This is a genomic window from Planotetraspora silvatica, assembly GCF_016863315.1.
GTDB classification, from domain to species: domain Bacteria; phylum Actinomycetota; class Actinomycetes; order Streptosporangiales; family Streptosporangiaceae; genus Planotetraspora; species Planotetraspora silvatica.
Genome location: NZ_BOOQ01000066.1, coordinates 1 through 19,846, shown reverse-complemented (window position 1 = coordinate 19,846; position 19,846 = coordinate 1). Strand labels below are relative to the sequence as shown.

Below are 19,846 nucleotides of genomic sequence, written 5' to 3'. Positions count from 1 at the left end.
CGTGAGGCGTCCATCCCACCCTGAAGGAAGAACCATGAAGAAGATCGCCGGTTGTGCTCTCGTGGGCGCGCTCGCATTGTCGCTCGCAGCGTGCGGAAGCTCCGATGGCAGCGGAGGTGACAACGGCGGAGGCGCCGCGAAGAAGACCCTGACCATCGGCATAGCGAACTACAGCCTCCAGGCGCCGTACTTCATCGCGATGGCCAAGGCCATCGAGACCGAGGCCAAGACCTACAGCAACGTCAAGGTGATCAGCACGGACGCGCAGGGGGACGCGGCCAAGCTGACGACGAACGTCAACGACCTGCTGACCCAGAATGTGGACGGGATCATCATCTCCGGCGGCCCGCTGAACGCCGCGCCGGCCGCGATGAACGCGATCGAGCAGAAGAAAGTCCCGTCGATCTTGGTGGACCGCAAGTTCGCCGGCGGCCAGTACACCAGCTGGATCGGTCCCAACAACACCCAGATCGGGCAGGGCGACGGCCAGTACATCGCCGATCGGCTGAAGGGCACCGGCACTCTCGCCGTCATCACGGGCGGCCCGGCCGACAACACCATCGGTCTGGACCGGACGAACGGCCTGCTCGGCGTGGTCAAGCAGTCGCCCGGCATCACGGTCGTGACCGCCCCGGACTTCGGGGGGTGGAGCTCCGACGGCGGCCTGAAGGTGATGGAGAACGTCCTCGCCAAGAACAAGCACATCGACGCGGTGTTCTGTGAGAACGACGCGATGTGCCTCGGCGCGCAGAAGGCGATCGCCGACGCCGGGCGGACCAGCGAGATGTTCCTCGTCGCTGCCGACGGCCAGAAGGAGGCCTTGGCCGCCATCAAGAGCGGCTCGAACTACGCCGCCACCGCGGTCAACAACGCCGACACGATCGGCCGCGCGGGCCTGGACCGGATGATGGCGGTGCTCGCGGGGGCCGAGCCCAGCAAGGACACCCCCTTGGAGGCCCCGCTGGTCACCGGGGACAACGTGGACCGGTACAGCAACCCGGACAGCATCTTCTGATCCGCCCGCCGCTGTGCCGTACCGAAAATGGGGAGTGAGGAAGCCGGCGTGATCCAAGACAACACCGATCCCGCGAGCAGCGAAGGGACGCCCGTCCTCGTCGCCGTGGGCGAGGGGCTGCTGGAGGTGGGCGTGCGTGACGACCTCCCCTCCGACTACCTCGGCCGGGGCATCGGCGGGGACGTCGCCAACGTGGCCGTCATGGCGGCCCGGATGGGCACCCCGGCCAGGTTGCTGACTCGCCTCGGCGCGGACACCCCGGGCCGCCTGCTGCTGGACTTCTGGCGGCGTGCGCACCTGGACGTCGACAGGGTCGCCGTCGATCCGTCCGCTCCCACCGGACTGTACGTCAACGCGGTGCGGCACGGCGGGCACACCTTCGACTACTACCGGTCCGGATCGGCGGCGACGCGGCTCAGCGCGGCGGACGTGGACGGGCGCCTGCTGGACGGCGCCGGGGTGCTGCACGTCAGCGGGATCTCGCTGGCGATCTCCGGTAGTGCCGCCCGGGCCGCGGAGCGGGCGGCCGAACTGGCCCGCGACAGTGGCGTCACGGTGACCTTCTGCGTCAACCACCGCCCGATGCTGCGCCCCGACACCGACCAGAACCTCGCGTTCGCCCGCGCCGCCGACATTGTGATCCTGTCCAGTGAGGACGCCCGCGCGATGCTCGACACGGACCGTCCCGACCGGATCAGGGCAGCGCTGGGCGAGGGTCCGCAGGAGATCGTGCTGACCGACGGCCCGGCCGGGGCGGTGGTGCTGACCGACGGTGAGATCCATCGCGTCGCGGCGCCGCGGGTCGTGGTCGTCGACACCGCGGGGGCGGGCGACGCGCTGGCCGGCGCCTACCTGGCCGGACGGCTCGCCGGGACGGCTCCCCCCGACGCGCTCGAGGTAGCCGTGATCGCTGGGGCGCTGTCGTGCCGGTGGCCCGGCTGCGCCAGGTCCTATCCGAGCGCGGAGGAGGTCGCGCGGGTGCGGGCGGGCGCGTCCCCGGACGTCGAGCCACAGCCGTCCTCCAGCGAATCCGCCTGACCGCCGCCGCGTCCTCCGTTCACCGGCCGCCCTTCTACCGAACCGTCGGCTCTGATCCGTATCCCCCAGCTCGAACCTCTTCAGCGGACGTGCTCGGCTCCGGTGCCTGCCAGGTCTGGGCGAAGTCCTGCCGTCACGATTCCCGCCCACTCCACGCAAAGGACAGACGCGGACACCACTCCACATCCCGAAGAAGTCAGCTGAAAAGCCACCGGAGCCCGGTCTGCACACCGGGCTCCGGGACCACCCCTCATAGGAGAGGACTACATGAACACGCAGTTTAACCGGACGCGCCCGCGCGGCGCTGCCCTCGCCGTGGCGCTCGCTTTGACCACGGTGGGCGGCGCGGTCGTGTCGCTGCCGCAGCCGGTGCTGGCCCAGTCCCAGCACTCGGCGCAACCGTCTCTGCGCGTCAGCAAGGTGTCCTCGGTCGACGACAAGTCGATCGACATCACCTTCAACAAGGCGCTGGGGTCGGACATCCTGCAGTTCGCCGCAGCCAACTCGGCGTACGCGGCCCAGTACATCAAGGTCAGCGGCGGCGTCGCCGGTGGTGCGGACGCGGCGCTCGACGGCCGGCCGCTCTCGCAGATCGCGGGCACGACCGTCCGTCCCCTGGACACCCCTGACCACCGGACGCTGAGGGTGGTGCTGGGCGCCGGCGCCACGCTGGACGGCCACACCTATGAGCTGTGGTTCGATGGCGGAAGCGACAAGCTCGGTGACCTGTTCTTCCGGTCCGCGGACGGCGGCGTGCTGCCCGGCTCGTCGACGAAGCAGTCCAAGTTCCGCGGTAACCCCCAGGACGCCGCACTCGCAAGCATCTCGTCCGCCGAGCAGGTGGACTCGCGCACCGTGGACGTCACGTTCGCCGGGACGGTCTGGTCGGGGATGCCGGTCGGCGCCTACACCGGATCGGACATCACACTCACGAGTGGCGACTCATCCGTCCACCCGGTGTACGTGGAAAGCCTCACCGGGACAAACCAGCGCGGATACCGGCTGTACTTCGGCGCCGACCTGAACCGCGACGCCACCTACCAGCTGACTCTCGGCACTCGCCTGAGACTGACGACGAACGCGGGACAGGCCACCGCCGAGGTCGGCGCGACCGTCGCGGGCGGCGGAGGTGCCTACGCGGCTCCGGGGATCGCCGGTGCCGAGGTCGCTGCGTCCGGCGACAGGATCGAGGTCCGGTTCAGCCACCGCATCGCCAAGGCCGGCGACCTGGCGGTGAAGGAGACCAAGACCGGCGTGAGCGGCACCAACGTCACCGCCGACCAGGTCCGCGCACTGCTGCGTTTCACCGGCCTCAGCACCACCTCGGGCAAGGACGTGAACCAGGCGCTGCGCGATGACGCGGCGTACTTCTCCGACGCGTCCACCCTCGTGATCAAGCTGGACAGCGGGCAGACCTTCAGGGCCGGCGCGCGCGGCTCGGTGGCGCTGGCCCAGGGGGCCGTCACCGACGTCACCGGCACCGCCAGCACGGGCACCGCCTCCGTGCCCGTCCGGGCCCCGAAGCACTTCACCTCGCCGGGCACGGGCTTCAACCCGAACGGCCCGGATTACCTCAAGGTCGACATGCACGCCACCACCGTCTTCGAGCGCTACGACTACAAGGTCAGCGACGACGGTGTGTCCGTCCGGCAGGACGGCGTGGCCGACAAGGTGGTCGGGCAGACCATCAAGACCATCGAGGTGGAGAACAAGTACATCAAGGCGACGTTCGCGCCCAGCTATGGCGGCCGTCTCCTCTCGATCATCTACAAGCCGACCGGGCACGATCTGCTCTACACCAACCCCGTCGGCACCCCGTACGGGTTCTCCTCCGCGGCTCCCGGAACGCCTGGAAACTCGCCGTTCTACCAGAACTGGCTGATGGTGTACGGCGGCGTGTTCCCGACGCTCACCGAAGCCGAGCACGGCAAGTACTGGAATGTGCCGTGGGACTACAAGATCAACGAGAGTAACGGCAAGTTCTCGCTCACCATGACCAAGACCGACGACGTCGACTACCCGTTCAAGCCGTCCAAGTACGTGCACGGCGCCACCGGCATCAAGACGTCCGTCACCTACTCCGTGGACGCGCGCAAGCCGACCGTCGACATGGCGGTCAGCCTGAACAACCCGAACGCGGAGGACAAGCAGTTCGAGTACTGGACGTGCACGACGCTCGCGCCGGGCGCCCCGTCGAACTCGGGATCCCCGACGATGTCGGTCGTCTCGCCGGTCAAGACGGTCTACCGCGACCCGGGCTACAAGTGGATGGAGAGCGTCGAACAGGCCGCCGGACCCGCCGGCTCCGGCCTGCTCAAGCTGGACAAGCTCAAGCAGATGTCCAACTGGACCAATTCGGGCATCGCCTACGGCCAGGACCTGGCCACCATGCAGCAGGGCAACTGGTGGGGCGTCGTCAACCACGAGAACGACGAGGGCGTCATCCGGGTCGGCGACAACACCAAGACCCCCGGCATGAAGTTCTGGGAGTGGGGCCAGAACGGCTCCTTCGACACCAACGTCTACAGCAAGGGCAACTCGGCCCGCCCCTACATCGAGCTGTGGGCCGGCGCGTCCATGAAGTTCTTCACCCCCGCCACGCTCAAGGCCGGGCAGACCCTGTCGTGGACGGAGACGTTCCTGCCGACGATGGACCTCGGCGACGTCACCAACGCGAACACCAACGGCGCCGCGGACGTCAAGGTGGACGCGTCGGGCAACGTCACCAGCAGGCTGTTCTCGACCAAGATCGGGCAGCGGCTGCACGCGACCCTGGTCGACGCCGCGACCGGCAAGACGCTGGACAAGAGCGCCTTCACCGGGACGGTGAACACCGCGGTCAAGCTCGAGGGCAAGGTCGCGCCAGGCGCCCAGGCCCGCCTCGTACTCACCGACGCCAAGGGCGCCACCCTGCTCACGGCCGAGTCCGGCACCTGATCGCAGTCGCCCGCCGGCGCGATCCGCGGCGGGCGACGCATCGTCTGGATCTACGCCGTCACCAGGGTGAACAGCGCCGACCAGATCGGCCGCCTCGGGCTCGACCAGGCCATCAAGGTGCTCTGACGGCGAGGAGGTGGACAAGGACACGCCGGTCGAGTCGTCAAAGACCAAGGAGCACGCAGGAGCACATCCACAAGGGCACGTTCCGACAGTTGTGCCGGACGGGGCGGCAGTCACTGCGCCGGCAGCGATCCGGCGGAACGGGCCCTGAGCAAGGCAAGCACCTGAACCTGGGCTTGTACGACAACAAGCAGGATTTCTAGGAGATGCCAGTGCGTAGTAAGCGAACACTGAGGACCGGTATCGCCGGACTCGTCATCGCGGCGACCGCGATCCCGGGCGTGAGCGTCCCGGCCACGGCGGCCACACACAGCGAGTCGGCGGCGGCCGCCACCAAGTGGAAACTGAAGTACTCGGAGGATTTCCAAGGCCGCGAGAAGGACCTGAACACGGACTCGAGCCCGTGGATCCGCTTCACCGGTGACCAGCCCTTCGACACGATCATGGACGACTACGGGGACTGGTGGAAGAACGACTACGGCCCCGGCATGCAAGCTGCGCTGAGCAGCTACGCGACGTACCGCAAGCAGGTGCCGTTCGGCAAGGACGGCTGGCTGACCGCCTCATTATCGGCCCGCGACTGGGACAAGAACGGAACTCCGGAGCGGCCGCCGACAATCTCGACAGAGAAGGCGAAGGGCGGCAACGTTCTTAAGATCAATTCGCCGGATTCCTACGACGGCGCGCTCATCACCACCACGCAGAAGCTGCCAGCCGAATACCGTCTCGAGTACCACCTCAAGACGCTCGACTTCGGCGGGGAGCGCAACGGCAGCGTCATCTACGACGGCAAGGAGAACGGCTACTCGACAGTGGCCGGCGAGTGCAAGACGCAGTTCCCGTACGCGGAAGGCATCGGGACCCGTGGGTGGAACAGCGAGATCACGACAGATCCGTGTGACTGGCAGAGCGTGACGAACGGTCCCTTCGGATATAACGCCTTCCACCTGCTCGGCATCGTCGACTTCTCGAACCCGCAGCCGGCGAACCTGCACTTCTGGCACTACCGGCGGAAGATTCTCATGGACTCGTTCGCCCAGCACCCCGACCGGATCGGCACGGGAAGCGGCGGGCGCGTCTGTGACCCGACGACCAACACGTACTACCCGTACCGCGACAGCACCAAGAACGTCGTGGACATGTGGATCAACGGCCTGCCGAACTTCCACCCTGGCAAGGGCGGAATCACCGGCAACTCGCAGTGGTTCATGACCACCTGTTCCGACGGCGTGGCCTCGGCGCAGGTGTCGCCGTCCGCGGCGGCGGAGATGGTCCCCGAACTGATGCCGAACAGCGACTACGTATTCGCCGTCGAGCGGGACAAGACCGGCTACACCGAAGAGGTCACCGGAACGTTCCTGCACGGTGGGCACCAGACGATCCGCTTCCACCGGGACTTCGTCGTCGACAACGTGCCCATCTGGCACTACAACAACACGCCCGATCAGTACGACGGCCGCTACAACGCCACCCTCGTACAGAACGGCGTCTACGACCAGCAGGAGTGGCCGGACCAGTGGCCGGCCGGCTCGGGTTACCCCGACTTCCCCGTGATCGGCGACCCGTACACCGACGCTGGTGAGGGCACCGCGACGATCGACTCGATCAAGCTGTACGTCCCCAAGCAGAAATAGACCCAACGAGGAAATCGAGCAGGAGGGTCGGGTCGCCCGACCCTCCTCTCATACCATCGGACAAAACCCGGGGCGTCACCGATGCCGGTGATGCCGAGTTACTCGACCAGCTTGTCCACCCGCCGGGTGTGGAGACGTCGGGCAGGTAGCTGGTACCTACGACGCTGACCAGCGCTTGTTCGGCCCGCCGTCGGCGTTCCAGCAGTCACTCGGTGAAGTAGGAGCCCTGCCGCGGTTTCGGAATCGCGAGCTCCACGGTGCCGGCCCGGGTGTCCCACTCCCTGGTGCGGTATCCGTTGCGGGAGTTGGTCCGCTCGTTGCTGCGCTGCCCGTAGGAGGCTTCGCAGACTCTGTCTGCTTCTGCCGACATCAACGCCTCGCATGGTCTTCACCATGGATCGCAACAGATCCGGATCCCCGGTCTCGATCTGCCGCGCCAGCCACGCGGCAGGGTCCACACTGTCGTTCACGGCCATCGCTTTCTTCTCCTTCGATCTTGATGTCGCAATCACGAAGGATCACGCGATGGCCGTACTCATTTCACGACGCCACGCCTCTACCAGCGGAAACTCTTACACCTCCCGTGGGCGCAACCGCCCCCCTGGGCGCGGGATCTGTCCGAACGTGATCGGTACAAGCGTGCCAGGTAATTCATTCGTGAGCAGGCCGCGAGATCAATAACTTATGTCCCATGCGAGGTCGAACCGGAAGAAATCGGAAGGCAGGTATTGCACGGCTGCGCCACCATGCGGACGTGATCCCGCCATCCCCAGGTGCGGAGTTGGTGACGGCGGCGGCAGGTCCTGAGGGAGAACTGGTCGTCGTGTGGGCGTCGCAGGAGAACGCAGAGGCTCTGGTCGCACGCACTGTCCGGCCCAATGGCGTGTCTTATCCCGAATCGCGTACGGCCGCACCCGTCTCGGTGCAGGTCGCCACGTACAGTCCCTGCCTGGCGACGACGGTGTCCATCACCGGACAGTCACTCGCATACCCCCATGTCCAGCCGATGCCGGATGGCGGCGTGCTGTTGGTGGGCGCCCGGTGCCGCTGGCGTGACGGGGCGGCCGAGTCCAACGCCGCCGTCTACGACGCCGAAGGCCAACTGCTACGCAAGGGCGTGCTGGGAGACGGAATCGAAGATGTGCAGACGACTCCTACCGGCGAGATATGGGTCAGCTACTTCGACGAAGGCGTATACGGCAACCGCGGATGGGGTAAGGCGGACAGTCCAGCACCCATCGGCTCCCCTGGGCTGATCCGCTTCACGCCTGAGCTGGGCATCGCGTGGCATTATCCGTACGACGGCGAGTTCCATGAGATCTCCGACTGTTACGCGTTGAACGTGACGGGGGAGGAAGCGTGGGCTTACTACTACACGGACTTCCCAATCGTGCGGGTGCGGGCTGCCGCGGTCGACGGCTGGTCTACGGAGGTGCGCGGCGCTCATGCGCTTGTCGTCGCCGATGACCGAGTGGCTCTCGTCGGCGGGTATGACGAACACCGGCACCGGGTGGTCGCTGGGTGCATCCGGGGAGAAGCCTTCTCGGCGTCTCGTCCGGCTCGGCTGGTGATGCCTGATGCGCGACCCGTTCCCAGGGCGGCGACCATATTGGGTCGAGGCAGTGAGCTTCATGTCGTCGCGGGGCATCGCTGGCTGAAGTTGGGCTTCGAGGACCTCGACACAAGATGAGTGACCAGGGGGGTGACACCGCTGCGATCGCCGGTGAGCTGTCGAGAAGGGCCAGGCGGTAGCCCGCAGCCTCGGTGTGCCGTTCTACTTCGCCAGCCCAGGCACACCTGATGACGAATCGCCACGCTGGTGGGACTCACCGGCTGCTGAGCGTACGTGATCACGATTTGCCGAAGGTGCGTCGACGCTCGCGTTGGCCACGGCTGACGTTTCCGAGCGTGGTGCGTCTGAGTTCGAGATCCGCGCGATCCCCGGCACCGCCGTCCCGGAGACCGCCGAATCAGGCTCCTCCGTTGGCATGGAGGTCGGCCCCGGCGATCCACTGCGCTCGGTCGGAGGCGAGGAACGCAACGGCCTCGGCCACGTCTCGGGGGTCGCCCACACGCCCCAGAGGAATGGCAGAGTAAGCCTGTTCCACACCGGCTCCCATGGCTTCCATCACCGACTGCAGCAGCTCGGTGCCGCCGGGCGTGGCCACCATGCCGAGCGTTATGGCGTTGACTCGTATGCCGGCCGGGGCGAGCTGCGCGGCCAGGCCCTTCGACCAGCTGGCCAGTGCGGCCTTGGCGGCTCCGTAGTGGAGCATGGGCGCGGGCGGATTGGCGGCGACGCCGCTCGAGATGTTGATGATGGAGGCTCGGTCGGCCTGCTGCAGCGCCGGTAGAGCCGCGTTTGTCACGCGCACTGCGGACAGGAAGTTGATGGCGAGGGAGTCTTCCCACTCCGCGTCGGGAATCTGGCCGAAGTGCGCGCGTGCGGCGCCTGCGTTGTTCACCAGGATGTCCAGTCCGCCGAGTGCCTCATGGGCGGCGTTGACCAACTGGCGTGCGCCGTCGTCCGTCCTGATGTCCGCGCTGATGAACGTGGAGTCCTTGGGGGTTTCGTCGTGCGAGCTTCTGGCGCTGGTGGCGACGGTGGCACCGCCACTGATCAGGCGCTGGGCGATAGCGGCTCCGACTCCGCGCGAGCCGCCGGTGACGAGCGCTCGCCGCCCGGCGAACTCTCCGGGGATGGGGGTGGTGGGGATGTACATGGTCGTGCCTTCCTGGACGTGATGCCGACCCCTCTGGTCGGTGAGCAATGCCGAGTACTGGCATGCGCGATCCAGAATTGCTCGCGAGGATTGGCATCGCAATGCCAATCCTCAGCCGGCGAGCCGGAGCGTCCGGAGGATGCCTATGGCACGGTCAGCGACTCGATGTACGCGAGCGTGGAGTCGAGCGCCACCTCAAGAGGCCTGGTGTCGCGGTTGAGCTGGGTTATCAGCATCCCGCCCTGCAGCGAGGCCAGGAGTGACAGGGCCAGCGCCTCGGGGTCGGCGTCGGGATGCAGCCTGCCGGCTGCATGCATGGCGGCAAGTCCCGAACGGAGGCCGGCCGACCAGCGCGCGAAGCTGTGGGAGAGCTGGAGCCGTGCTGCCTCGTCGTGCTCGGCGAGCTGGCTGGTCAGTGAGGCGATCGGACAGCCGCCGCGGCAGTTGAGTTCGCGTTGGCGGGCGACTGCGAAATTACGCCACTCGCGCAGGCCATCCAAGGTGTCCAGCCGGGCGAAGAGCTGCTCCTGGGGCTCGATGACGGCGTCCGTCTGGTACTCGATCACCGCACGCACAAGCGCGGTCTTGTCTGCGAAGTAGTGGTAGACCTGCGAATTGCTCACCTGGGCGAGCGTGCGGACATCCTCGATGGTGGTGTCGGCCACGCCGCGCTCGAACATCAGCTGCGCAGCGGCGGCCACGATGCGCTGCCTGGTCTCCTGCCCCTTGGCGGTCATCGTTCCTGGCTTGATAGGCATGCCCACAGCCTATGAAGTCTGGCATGGGCACTCCACTTCTCAATCGGGGCGGATGTTGGGCTGGTCAGAGGGCCGAATAGGGCCGCGTAGGCAGGGGATGGCCTGTGCATGGGGCAGTGCGCTCCAGAAGAGTCTGCATCGGGGCGCGTCCGAGCGGGACCGCCGAGCAGGCGCACAGGGGGACGTAGCCATGACGACAGCAAACGCATTCTGGCCCGAGAGGGCGCGACTGGCCTTCTCGATCACCGTGCAGTTCGAGGCGGGCGGTCAGCCGATCAGCGGCGCCCCGGGGCCGATCAGCGAGCCGATCCTGCCCGGCTTCCCCGATCTCGGGCAGAACAGCTTCTACGAGTACGGCGCCCGCGAGGGTATACCGCGCCTACTGGACCTGTTCGACAAGCATGGCGTCAAGGTGAGCACCTACATGATCGGAGAGGCGGTCCGCCGCCATCCCGCCCTGGCCGCTGAGGTCGTGCGCCGAGGGCACGAAGCGGGCGCGCACGGGCTCCGCTGGCAGCGCCAGTACCACCTGCCACGCCCGGAGGAGAAGGTGTGGATCGCGAGCAACGTCCAGATCATCGAGGAGGTCACCGGCACGCGGCCCACCGGCTACACCAATTACTGGATCCGCCCCGGCGTCAACACCCTGGAGATCCTGCAGGAACTGGGGTTCCGCTACCACATCGACGACCTGTCGGCCGACGAGCCCTTCCTGCAGGCCATCAACGGCGAGCCGTTCGCGACCGTCCCGTACACGGTGCACCTCAACGACATCGTCAGCTACGACTTCGCCGGGTTCGACCCGAACGCCTACGAACGGCAGCTGATCGACGAGTTCGAGCAGCTTTATGAGGAAGGCTCGCGCCGGCGCCGGATGATGGTGATCGCGCTGCACGACCGGCTGTCCGGGCACGCCTCCCGGGTCCGGGTGCTCGACCGCGTGCTCACCAGGCTGCGCCAATACGACGACGTGTGGTGGGCCCGCAAGGACCAGATCGCCGACTGGATCCTCGCCCACCCTGAAACCGCCGCCTGGGTCGAGCGTGCCTCCGCCCCGGTCAGCGGCCTGCCCGGATCCAGCGCCTGACCTGGCTGCGCGAACCCCGTTGGGGGCGGCCTAGCTGCTCGTGGCGAGATAAGTGGCGCCCGGTCGAGCTCAACCCACCTCGTTGAACCGATCGCAGCTTCGGCGGCTGCTACGAACAGGTCCTCGACGTCGGCTGAGTGGTCAACTCTCGAAATCCTTCGGGGGGTTGCCGCAGCGATGGGTGCTGTGCAGAGGGCTGGGAGGATTTCTGGACGGTGCGGCGGAACTCGAGTGTGTGGGATAGGGCCTCCTCGGTGGTGCGGGCGTGGGCGGTGGTTCGGGTGCGCGATCGCGGCACTGCGGGGTGGTGGTCTGTACACACTAGACAGATAAACTGTGCGTAGATAATCTATGGAGAGATTATCTACTCGAGGAGACCACTCATGTGGGAGTACGAGCACAGCATCGAGACCAGCGCTACCCCCGAGGCGATCTGGCGGCTCTGGGCGGACGTTGAGAACTGGGGCGTCTGGAATGCCGAGATCAAGAAGATCGAAATCAGTGGCCCGTTCTCGGCTGGCACGCAGATCACGATGACGCCGCCGGGGGACGACCCGGTACTGCTGCGCATCGCTGAGGCGGTCGAAGATGAACTATTCGTCGACGAGGCGCGCTTCGATGACCTGCTGCTGCGGACCATCCACCGGATCGACCGGATCGACCAGGACCGGATCCGGGTGGTGTACCGGATGGAGATCACCGGTACCGGCGCCGACGAGGTCGGCCCGCAGATCGGCCCGGGCATCACCGCCGATTGGCCCGACACGATGGCTTCGCTGGCCGAACTGGCTCTGGGCTGATGCCCCTCAGCCCCGGCGACAGTCCCGGATTCCTGCTCTGGCATGCCACCCTGCGCTGGCAGCGCGACATCGCCACAGCCCTGGCCCCGCTCGGTCTCACCCACGTGCAGTTCGTACTGCTCGCCTGCGCCTGGTGGCTCAACACCCAGGACGAGCATCCCAATCAGCTGGCCCTCGCCCGCCAAGCCGGCACCGACGTCAAGATGACCTCCCAGGTCCTACGCACCCTGGAACACAAGGGACTCATCGAGCGTGAAGTCGACCCGGCCGACACCCGCGCCAAACGACTGCGCGTCACCGACACCGGCGCCGACCTGGCCCCACGCGCGATTGCCGCCGTTGAGCGTGCCGACGTGCGGTTCTTCCAGCCGGTGCCCCTCGACGACGCGGTAGCCCTGCTCGGCCGCCTGGCCCATCCCGAAACCTGAAACGCCCTCACCGACAACCGGCGGCGACCGAACCCGAACCCACCGGTCGGTGGCATCTGCAACAGGCCAGACCCACGTCCCCAGAAGAACGGCCGCCCTCCCCTCATGCCTGTCACCCCCGCCGTGGCCGTCGTGCTGACCGCCTCGCAGCGCCACCGGCTGAAGAAGATGGCCTACGGTCACAAGACCCCGCATCCGGCTCGGCAGCGGGCGACCATCGTGCTGCTGGCGTCCCGAGGGCGCTCCAACGCCCGGATAGCCGCGCAGACGCCACCGAGCCCTACGCGAGCGCCAGACGCGTCTTCTGGATCGTCGACAACGGCTCCTCCCACCGGGGGAAGGAAACGGCTCCTCCCACCGGGGGAAGAAGGCCATCGACTGTCTCATCACAGCGTTTCCAAACGCGGCCATGGTCCATACCCCAGTTCACGCCTCCTGGACGAACCAGATCGAGATCTTCTTCTCGATCGTCCAGCGCAAGGTCGTCACACCCAACGACTTCACGGACCTGACCCAGGTCCGGGACCGGCTCCAAGCATTCGAAGACCGCTACAACGCCACTGCACAGCCGTTCCAGTGGAAGTTCACCACCTCCGACCTGGACGATCTGCTGGCCAGACTCAACCGACACACACCCGCCGACCGATAAGAAGAATCCTCTGCCGCCCTGACCACCTGATGAACCCCCGAAGGACTTCGAGATCCGACCACTAAGCGGTGCCGCGGGCGTTGTAGACGACGACGTCGTCGCGTTCCCCGTAAGCGCGGAACACCTCGATGGCTTCCTCGCGCAGCGGGCTGAGGACGACCTCGATGCCGCGGGCGGCGAACTGGGGGGCCCAGTCGGCGACCATCGGGCCCTCGTCGAAGCCCGTCAGCTTCTCCAGCTCCGGGCCGTCGCCCGCGATGAGCAGACGGCGGACGCCGGACCACATGGTGGCTCCGTAGCACATGACGCAGGGCCGCCAGTTGACGACGAGCTCCAGGTCGGGCAGACCCGGGCCACCCAGATCCCACGCACCGAGCCGGGTCTGGGCGAGGGACAGCGCGGTGACCTCGGCGTGGGTCGACGACAAATCGGAGGCCAGGACGACGTTGACACCGGCTGAGATCAGGCGTCCGGTGGCGGACTCCACGACCAGGGCGGCGAAGGGGCCGCCGGTCCCCTCGCGGTGGTTGCGATCGGCGAGCCGATTGGTCAGGCGGATGCGGTCGTCGTCGGTCGGGAGGATCTCCGGGACACCGCCGAGCTCGGCGGTGACCCAGCGGGGGAGACGTGCGCCGAAGGCGGTGGCAAGGGTTGCGGTGTCCATCATGGCTCCCGAAGTCAGGCGGTGGAGAAGTGGCTGAGGCCGAGGTCGCGCAGGCCATCGTGGTAGGCCACGGAGCTGCGGTCGGCGGGGATGTTAACTTCGATCTTGGGGTCGAGCGGCAGGTTCTCGGGCTTCTGGACCTCGACGATGGCTCGGTCCTCACTCCACTCGTTGTGGCGCATAACGCGCGACAACCGGACGTTCCAGAGCGGTGACGAGTCCGTATAGGGCCACCGATACGACGACGATCACCACCGATCCGGACCAGAGCCCCGCGAAGCGGGAGGCGGTGTAGTCCGAGACCAGTAGGCTGCCCAGTCCTTTGCCGCTGGCGAGCCACTCCGCGAGAGTGGCGCCGGCGATGGCGCCGGGGATCGCGATCCGCGCGGACGCGAACAGCGAGGGAAGCGCGTAGAGCAGCCGTACTTTCCTCGTGACCGTCAACTGCCCGCCGCCCAGCGACGTGATGACCTCACAGGCGAGGACGGGGGCCGCCCGCAGTCCCTGGCTGACCGTTACGAGGGTGGCGAAGAAGGTGACCACGGCGACGACGATGGTGACGCCCAGTAGTCCGCGTCCGAAGACGAGGGCGAGCAGGGGGGTCAGGGCCAACAGGGGGATGGACCTCAGCACGATGGCGAGCGGCAGGACGATCTGTTCGACGCGACGGAACGCCACCAGGACTGCGGCGCCGAGCGTTGCGGCGATCAGCCCCACGACATAGCCGACACCCGCGTCAAGCAGCGTCGTGCCCAAGGCGGCCAGCAGACGTTGCCGATGATCCGCCGCGTCGTCGCCGGCGAACAAATAGGTCGCGACATCCGCCGGCGTCTTCGCGAAGTACGGGTCGAGGGCGAAACCCCGGATGACCGCATACCAGCCGACCACGATCAGGAGGATCGAGCCGGCCAGTCCGACCGCGCCGACGAGCAGGGATCGCACCCGTCCGTCGCCGGCTGCCCCGGATGCCACCGCGCCCGCCCCCACACTCACATCCCGGCCGGCCCAGGGGGTGAGCCATCGAGCGATGATCGCGACCAGTGCGTAGCCCAGGCCCGCCAGGGCCGAGATGACGAGTGCCACCGCCCAGGTGCGTGCCACCTGGAACGACGATTGCGCCTGCACCAGCATCACGCCGAGTCCGCTGCTGGAGCCCAGGTACTCTCCGATGATCGCGCCGAGCAGTGCCGCAGGCGCAGCGATCTTGAGTCCTGCGAACAGGCTGGGCAGCGCGTAAAGGAGGCGAAGCTTGCGCAGGATGAAGAAGGAGCCCCCGCCAAGGGAGTGGATGAGGTCCAGCGCGCTGCGATCGGCGGAGCGCAACCCGAGCACGGCGGCCGTCAAGGTGGTGAAGAAGACCGACAGCCCGGCGAGTGCCTCCTTGGGGACGTCGCCGGGCAGGACGACGACGAGGATGGGCGCGATCGCGACGAGCGGCACGCAGTAGCTCGCGACGGCGATGCGCAGCAGCAGCCGCTCCACGGCCGGGACCTGGACGAAGACGCCGGCCAGCGCGACGGCGAGAACGTTGCCCCAGAAGAATCCGATGGCACCCTCGGACAGCGTGGTGGAGATGTTGCCGGAGTAGATGTTCCGGTCGTCCCACATCGCCTGCAGTACTGCCCATGGCTGGGGGATGACCCGTAGGCCTGCGAAGATCTGCGCGAGTATGGCCCAGATCAAGAGCAGGCCCACCACGCCGAATGCCACGGCCACCGACGACCGGACACCGCTGCGGGCCACGATCGGGGCTCGCCGGCTCGCCACGAATGGGTTCATGTCAAGTCCTCGGATGAGCCGACCTGGCTGGAGTCACCCTCGCCCTCACCGCCGCCGCCCTGTCCGAAGAGCATCTCGCTGAGGGTGTCGCAGAGCGCATGGAACTCGGCTGAACGTGTAACTCCGACATCGCGTGGTCGTGGCAGGTCGATCCGTACAGCGTCGATGATCCGTCCCGGACGGGCGCCCATCACCACCACGGTGTCGGCAAGGAACACCGCCTCGCTGATGGAGTGAGTGACCAGGAGGGTCGTCGTCCCACGTTCCAGCCAGATCCGCTGCAGTTCCAGGTTGAGCCGCTGGCGGGTCATCTCATCCAATGCGCCGAACGGTTCGTCCAGCAGCATGACCTCCGGCTCGCCGGCGAGGGTCCGCGCGAGCGCCACTCGCTGGCGCATGCCCCCGGACAGCTGGGCGGGTCGGGCCTTTTCGAAGCCGGTGAGTCCGGTGAGGCGCACCAGGTCCGCCACCGCCGTCCGGCTCACCGGTCGGCCCGCCACCTCGAAGGGCAGTGCGATGTTGGCCTCGACGCTGCGCCATGGCAGCAGGGCGGCGTCCTGGAAGGCCACCCCGATGCGATGCTCACGCCGCAGGTCGTCGGGGGAGCGGCCGTGGACGTGCGCGGCGCCGGAAGACGGCCGCTCCAAGCCGGCGAAGATCCGCAGCAGGGTGGACTTGCCGCATCCGGAAGGACCCAGCAACGCGGTGAACTCGCCGCGTCTCGTGTGCAGGTCGATGTCGTGAAGCGTGGCGACTTCGGCCGCCCCTACGTTGAAGGTCCTGCTGAGCGCGGTCGCGGCCAGGCCTACGGTGCTCGGTGGGTCGGCGGCGTGCGGAGGGGCCGCGTCCGGGCGGGCGGTCACGCGTCCCACTTTCCCGCCGCCAGGAGGGCGAGCAACTGGTCACGGTAGGAGGTGTCGCGGCCGGGGAGCTCGTTCTCCACCTTCGATCCTTCCCTCAGGAAGTGCGAGATGTCGCGGCCCAGCTCCTGCCCGCGGCGGGTGTGCATGTCGAGGGCGTAGTCGGGGATCTCGGGGAGGCGTTCCCCGCTGCCCAGCATGTTGATGGTCCACAGCGCCAGTTCGTCGGTCGTGCGGTCCTTCGTACGGCTGACCAGGAACCGTACGGCGTGTACCGCGAACAGCCACCTGTCGCCGGTGCCTCGGGGGAGGTGCTGGTGCATGCGATAGAGGGAATCGAGGACCACGGGTTCGGTGAACGTGCCGGATCCGGTGTCCTCGCATGACATGACGAGGAGGCGTGACCACATCACCTCCTCCAGCTCGTCGCTGCTCTCGTACATCTCACGAGCGACGAGCAGGGCGTTCTCCAGCAGGCCGCGGCGTATCGACTTCTGGAGGGTGGAGATCAACTCGTCGGCGGGGAATCCCCGCACGCTGTTGACGTGTGTCCAAGGATCTTCGGTGTGCGGGACAGGCACTGGGGTGGGCTCCTGTTGGTATGAGGGCAACGAGAAGGGAGACGTCAGAGGCGGGTCTTGCCCGCGTAGACGTCGCTGAGGACGCTTGTGTCGAACAGCTCACCGGCGGTCGCCTTGATACCGATCGAGTTCAGCGTGGCGATGTTGGCCGCGATCCCCTGGTCGCTCATCGTGAGCAGACCGTTCGACGTGGCGTCTCCGGCCTCGATGACGGACCGGAACGCCGCAGCGGTCTTCTGCTGCGCCTTCAGATCGAGATTGAGGCTCTTGCCGTACTTCTCCACGACGATCTTGGCTGCGGCGTCGGTGTCGCTCAGCGCGTCCTGCCAGCCGCGTACCGAGGCCCGGACGATCTTGACGATCAACTCGCGCTTGTCCTTGTCCGCGAGCGTCTGCTCACGGACGAGCAGCACGTCCGCCCAGACGTTGTAGCCGTACTCGGCGAGCGTGAACGTCGTGGTCTTCACACCCTGGAGGTCCAGCTGGATCGGCTGGTTCACCAGCAGCGACATGAACGCGTCGCAGTCCCCGGCCACCAGGGGTGACGGGTCGAACTGCATCGGCACGATGGTCACGCTGGCAGGATCGATGCCATTCGCCTTGAACACGGTGTTCACGATCTCCACGCCGCTCTGCTGGACGCCGAGTCGCTTGCCGACCAGGTCCTTCAGCGTCCGTACGGGAGCCGAGGCGAGGGACATGATCGCCGTCGGATTGGTCTGCATGGTCGCGGCGACGATCTTGAGAGCGGCACCCTCGTTACGTGCTTTGGCGATGGTGTCGACGGAGTCGAGCCCGACCAGCGCCTTGCCACTGACCACGAGCGGTTCGACGACGACGGACGGGCCACCCGGTGTCAGCGTGACGTCGAGCCCCTCGTTGCGGAAGTAGCCGGCGTGGTCCGCCATGAACAGGCCCATGTTCTCGACATTGGCCACCCATCCGAGCTGGAAGTTCGCCTTGGCCGGGCCGGAAGCGGAGGTGGTGGAGGAGGAGCAGGCGCTCAGCGCCGTACCGGCGGCGAGAAGCGACACGCCTCCGACGCCGGAAAGGAAGGCGCGACGAGAAAGGGACGCAGGCATGGAAGGAGCCTTTCTTGGGGGTGAGCAAAACGGCCTGACGGAGAGGGGTGACTCACGCCGGCCGACAGGGAAGCGCTGGCTTGGCCAAGGCGGCCGGAGGCGTGCAACCGTTCTTGGACGCCTACGGGCGGAACCACGAAACGGGGAGTGAGCCCGCCACCAGGCGGGCACGGCGATGGGCGACGAGATCTACCGTCGCGATGGCGTCAGCCTGAAATCGGTGTCCCTCGGGCGTTGGACAGACGCCAACGTCCGCGCCGTCCTTCAGGACCGATCACCCGACACTCCTCTGGCAGGTACGCCGTACCGAAAACGGCACGATTGTCCGCGTAGTTGCTGGTAGGACGATGGCTGCGATGTCGATCGGATGTCAAGGGGATGGCGCTAGAACTGAACACAGCGTCACAAATTCGTGACCCTTCGGCTCTCGCGGGAGGTGCGAAAACCCCAGCTGACATCGATTTCACTAATCGTCGCTCTAGATAGAAATCATCCTATGACCGGATGTGGCTGCTCGACGCTGAGCGAGGCTGGGAGCTGGAAGGTCTCAAATCAGCCACATGTCGGGGCTGTTCCGTTGACGCGGGTTGCGTAGATGCTGCAACCATTCTCTGAGAACGGTTTCAGAGAGGAGGTTCTGTGGCCACCATCCACGATGTGGCCGCCCGCGCCGGAGTCTCTCCCGCGACGGTCTCGCGGTTCCTGCGTGGTCAACGGGTGCGCTCGGCGGAGGCGATCCAGGCAGCTGTGGATGAGATGGACTACTGGCCGAGCATCACCGCCCAGTCCTTGAAGTCGGGCCGGACGCACACCATCGGCGTGGTCGTCCCCGATATCACGAACCCCTACTTCGCCGCGGTCGTCAAGGGGATGGAATCCGTCACCCGCCACACCGACTACCGCATCCAGTTGGCCAACACGGACGAGAGCAGCGAGCGGGAAGACGCCGTGCTCGCGGAGATGCTGCGCCGGGTGGACGGCATCATCCTCGCCCCCGCCACCGAGCAAGACCGGACTCCGATGTATGTCCGGGACGCCGGCGTCCCACTGGTATTCGTCGATCGCGACCTGCTCGGCGGCGAGCACTTCGACGCCGTCCTGGTCAACAACGCCGAAGGCGGGCGACAGGCAGGCGAGCACCTGCTCGGCCTCGGCCATACCCGGATCGCTGCGATCAGCGGAAGCCAGGACACCACACCCGGACGGTGCCGCCGCGAGGGTTTCATGAAGGCCCTCAGCGCCGCGGGCGTCGAGATCCCTCCCGAACACGATCTGGTCGGCGACTTCCGGGAGGAGAGCGGCTACCAGCTCGCCTTGTCCCTGCTATCGCTGCCCGAACCGCCTACCGCCATCTTCAGCGCGAACAACCTCATGACGCTGGGCGCGCTCAAGGCCCTGCACGACCTGCGTACGGACATTCCTGGCGAAATTAGTCTAATCGGGTTCGACGACCTTGATACGGGCGCGTTGCTGCGGCCGCCGCTGACCGTCATCGACCGGCCGATGGTCGAGCAGGGAGCGCTCGCCATGCGGTTACTGCTGGGCCGCTTCGATAACCAGTACGCAAACGATGCTGCCCGGCGCATCATCCTGGACACCAAGCTGATCGAGCGGGCCTCGACAGCGCCACCGCGCGAGCTGCGTACCGCAGCAGGCGCGGGCCGAACCGGAAAGGGCCGGCAACGATG

The 19,846-nt window shown here is 67.0% G+C and carries 18 protein-coding genes and 1 pseudogene; 10 read left to right on the top strand and 9 right to left on the bottom strand.

All coding sequences use genetic code 11. From position 1 onward, the window contains the following. The first annotated feature begins 34 nt into the window (after nucleotides 1–34). The 4 genes from Psi02_RS38185 to Psi02_RS38170 all read left to right on the top strand — a co-directional run bounded on the left by Psi02_RS38185 (nucleotide 35) and on the right by Psi02_RS38170 (nucleotide 6,747). A complete protein-coding gene (locus Psi02_RS38185) occupies nucleotides 35–1,015 on the top strand; it encodes a substrate-binding domain-containing protein (RefSeq protein WP_203980809.1) in 981 nt (326 codons plus the stop codon). 48 nt (nucleotides 1,016–1,063) lie between these two features. Continuing rightward, a complete protein-coding gene (locus tag Psi02_RS38180) occupies nucleotides 1,064–2,053 on the top strand; it encodes a sugar kinase (protein ID WP_203980808.1) in 990 nt (329 codons plus the stop codon). A gap of 267 nt (nucleotides 2,054–2,320) precedes the next feature. After that, entirely contained in the window at nucleotides 2,321–4,990 is a 2,670-nt protein-coding gene (locus tag Psi02_RS38175; RefSeq protein WP_203980807.1) for a DUF5107 domain-containing protein, read from the top strand. A 335-nt stretch (nucleotides 4,991–5,325) separates the two neighbouring features. Continuing rightward, nucleotides 5,326–6,747 carry a PepSY-like domain-containing protein gene (locus Psi02_RS38170; RefSeq protein WP_203980806.1) on the top strand — a complete coding sequence of 474 codons (1,422 nt, stop codon included), beginning with the start codon at nucleotides 5,326–5,328 and terminating at the stop codon, nucleotides 6,745–6,747. A 101-nt stretch (nucleotides 6,748–6,848) separates the two neighbouring features. On the opposite strand, the pseudogene Psi02_RS40540 reads toward Psi02_RS38170, so the two are convergent. Beyond that, nucleotides 6,849–7,223, bottom strand: a pseudogene (locus Psi02_RS40540) (transposase); the annotation flags it as partial. Nucleotides 7,224–7,438: 215 nt separating this feature from the next. Between Psi02_RS40540 and Psi02_RS38160 the strand changes: the two are divergent. Further along, the gene (locus Psi02_RS38160; protein ID WP_203980804.1) at nucleotides 7,439–8,437 is read left to right on the top strand and encodes a YxiH-YxzG fusion protein; all 999 of its coding nucleotides are present in this window, start codon (nucleotides 7,439–7,441) and stop codon (nucleotides 8,435–8,437) included. A 280-nt stretch (nucleotides 8,438–8,717) separates the two neighbouring features. Here the strand turns inward: Psi02_RS38160 and Psi02_RS38155 are convergent, their stop codons facing one another. Both Psi02_RS38155 and Psi02_RS38150 read right to left on the bottom strand, forming a co-directional pair. Beyond that, a complete protein-coding gene (locus tag Psi02_RS38155) occupies nucleotides 8,718–9,470 on the bottom strand; it encodes an oxidoreductase (protein ID WP_203980803.1) in 753 nt (250 codons plus the stop codon). A 143-nt stretch (nucleotides 9,471–9,613) separates the two neighbouring features. After that, entirely contained in the window at nucleotides 9,614–10,228 is a 615-nt protein-coding gene (locus Psi02_RS38150; protein ID WP_203881039.1) for a TetR/AcrR family transcriptional regulator, read from the bottom strand. Nucleotides 10,229–10,418: 190 nt separating this feature from the next. On the opposite strand from Psi02_RS38150, the gene Psi02_RS38145 reads away from it, so the two are divergent. The 4 genes from Psi02_RS38145 (at nucleotide 10,419) to Psi02_RS38130 (ending at nucleotide 13,192) form a co-directional block, all read left to right on the top strand. After that, nucleotides 10,419–11,315: a polysaccharide deacetylase family protein gene (locus Psi02_RS38145; protein WP_203980802.1), complete on the top strand. Its 897-nt coding sequence runs from the start codon at nucleotides 10,419–10,421 to the stop codon at nucleotides 11,313–11,315. A gap of 383 nt (nucleotides 11,316–11,698) precedes the next feature. Next, nucleotides 11,699–12,115: an SRPBCC family protein gene (locus Psi02_RS38140; RefSeq protein ID WP_203980801.1), complete on the top strand. Its 417-nt coding sequence runs from the start codon at nucleotides 11,699–11,701 to the stop codon at nucleotides 12,113–12,115. Beyond that, nucleotides 12,115–12,543 (top strand): MarR family winged helix-turn-helix transcriptional regulator, encoded by a 429-nt coding sequence (locus Psi02_RS38135; RefSeq protein WP_203980800.1) that lies wholly within the window; start codon nucleotides 12,115–12,117, stop codon nucleotides 12,541–12,543. The genes Psi02_RS38140 and Psi02_RS38135 overlap by 1 nt, the downstream gene beginning before the upstream one ends. A gap of 409 nt (nucleotides 12,544–12,952) precedes the next feature. After that, nucleotides 12,953–13,192: a hypothetical protein gene (locus tag Psi02_RS38130; protein WP_203980799.1), complete on the top strand. Its 240-nt coding sequence runs from the start codon at nucleotides 12,953–12,955 to the stop codon at nucleotides 13,190–13,192. A 61-nt stretch (nucleotides 13,193–13,253) separates the two neighbouring features. On the opposite strand, the gene Psi02_RS38125 is transcribed toward Psi02_RS38130, so the two are convergent. Genes Psi02_RS38125 through Psi02_RS38100 form a run of 6 tightly spaced genes read right to left on the bottom strand, consistent with a single transcriptional unit; the run spans nucleotide 13,254 to nucleotide 18,158 of the window. Next, the gene (locus Psi02_RS38125) at nucleotides 13,254–13,856 is read right to left on the bottom strand and encodes a nucleoside deaminase (protein ID WP_203980798.1); all 603 of its coding nucleotides are present in this window, start codon (nucleotides 13,854–13,856) and stop codon (nucleotides 13,254–13,256) included. 14 nt (nucleotides 13,857–13,870) lie between these two features. Further along, nucleotides 13,871–14,038 carry a hypothetical protein gene (locus tag Psi02_RS38120; protein ID WP_203980797.1) on the bottom strand — a complete coding sequence of 56 codons (168 nt, stop codon included), beginning with the start codon at nucleotides 14,036–14,038 and terminating at the stop codon, nucleotides 13,871–13,873. Beyond that, nucleotides 14,016–15,635: an ABC transporter permease gene (locus tag Psi02_RS38115; RefSeq protein WP_203980796.1), complete on the bottom strand. Its 1,620-nt coding sequence runs from the start codon at nucleotides 15,633–15,635 to the stop codon at nucleotides 14,016–14,018. Before Psi02_RS38115 ends, Psi02_RS38120 begins: the two co-directional genes overlap by 23 nt. Then, complete coding sequence (locus Psi02_RS38110) at nucleotides 15,632–16,498, bottom strand: ABC transporter ATP-binding protein (RefSeq protein WP_239095509.1); 867 nt, start codon at nucleotides 16,496–16,498, stop codon at nucleotides 15,632–15,634. The genes Psi02_RS38115 and Psi02_RS38110 overlap by 4 nt, the downstream gene beginning before the upstream one ends. Further along, nucleotides 16,495–17,076, bottom strand: coding sequence for a hypothetical protein (locus Psi02_RS38105; protein ID WP_203980794.1), 582 nt, complete (start codon nucleotides 17,074–17,076; stop codon nucleotides 16,495–16,497). Before Psi02_RS38105 ends, Psi02_RS38110 begins: the two co-directional genes overlap by 4 nt. Before the next feature lie 44 nt (nucleotides 17,077–17,120). Beyond that, nucleotides 17,121–18,158 carry an ABC transporter substrate-binding protein gene (locus tag Psi02_RS38100; RefSeq protein WP_203980793.1) on the bottom strand — a complete coding sequence of 346 codons (1,038 nt, stop codon included), beginning with the start codon at nucleotides 18,156–18,158 and terminating at the stop codon, nucleotides 17,121–17,123. A 639-nt stretch (nucleotides 18,159–18,797) separates the two neighbouring features. Between Psi02_RS38100 and Psi02_RS38095 the strand changes: the two genes are divergently transcribed. Beyond that, the coding region (locus tag Psi02_RS38095; protein ID WP_203980792.1) for a LacI family DNA-binding transcriptional regulator at nucleotides 18,798–19,846 on the top strand (1,049 nt) is incomplete at its 3' end.

Bases quoted from the DNA above. Each gene is read 5' to 3' on its own strand.
- Psi02_RS38135 (WP_203980800.1), top strand. From the start codon at position 12,115: ATGCCCCTCAGCCCCGGCGACAGTCCCGGATTCCTGCTCTGGCATGCC.
- Psi02_RS38185 (WP_203980809.1), top strand. From the start codon at position 35: ATGAAGAAGATCGCCGGTTGTGCTCTCGTGGGCGCGCTCGCATTGTCG.
- Psi02_RS38115 (WP_203980796.1), bottom strand. From the start codon at position 15,635: ATGAACCCATTCGTGGCGAGCCGGCGAGCCCCGATCGTGGCCCGCAGC.
- Psi02_RS38160 (WP_203980804.1), top strand. From the start codon at position 7,439: ATGCGAGGTCGAACCGGAAGAAATCGGAAGGCAGGTATTGCACGGCTG.
- Psi02_RS38100 (WP_203980793.1), bottom strand. From the start codon at position 18,158: ATGCCTGCGTCCCTTTCTCGTCGCGCCTTCCTTTCCGGCGTCGGAGGC.
- Psi02_RS38150 (WP_203881039.1), bottom strand. From the start codon at position 10,228: ATGCCTATCAAGCCAGGAACGATGACCGCCAAGGGGCAGGAGACCAGG.
- Psi02_RS38140 (WP_203980801.1), top strand. From the start codon at position 11,699: ATGTGGGAGTACGAGCACAGCATCGAGACCAGCGCTACCCCCGAGGCG.
- Psi02_RS38120 (WP_203980797.1), bottom strand. From the start codon at position 14,038: ATGCGCCACAACGAGTGGAGTGAGGACCGAGCCATCGTCGAGGTCCAG.
- Psi02_RS38125 (WP_203980798.1), bottom strand. From the start codon at position 13,856: ATGGACACCGCAACCCTTGCCACCGCCTTCGGCGCACGTCTCCCCCGC.
- Psi02_RS38155 (WP_203980803.1), bottom strand. From the start codon at position 9,470: ATGTACATCCCCACCACCCCCATCCCCGGAGAGTTCGCCGGGCGGCGA.
- Psi02_RS38145 (WP_203980802.1), top strand. From the start codon at position 10,419: ATGACGACAGCAAACGCATTCTGGCCCGAGAGGGCGCGACTGGCCTTC.
- Psi02_RS38175 (WP_203980807.1), top strand. From the start codon at position 2,321: ATGAACACGCAGTTTAACCGGACGCGCCCGCGCGGCGCTGCCCTCGCC.
- Psi02_RS38130 (WP_203980799.1), top strand. From the start codon at position 12,953: ATGGTCCATACCCCAGTTCACGCCTCCTGGACGAACCAGATCGAGATC.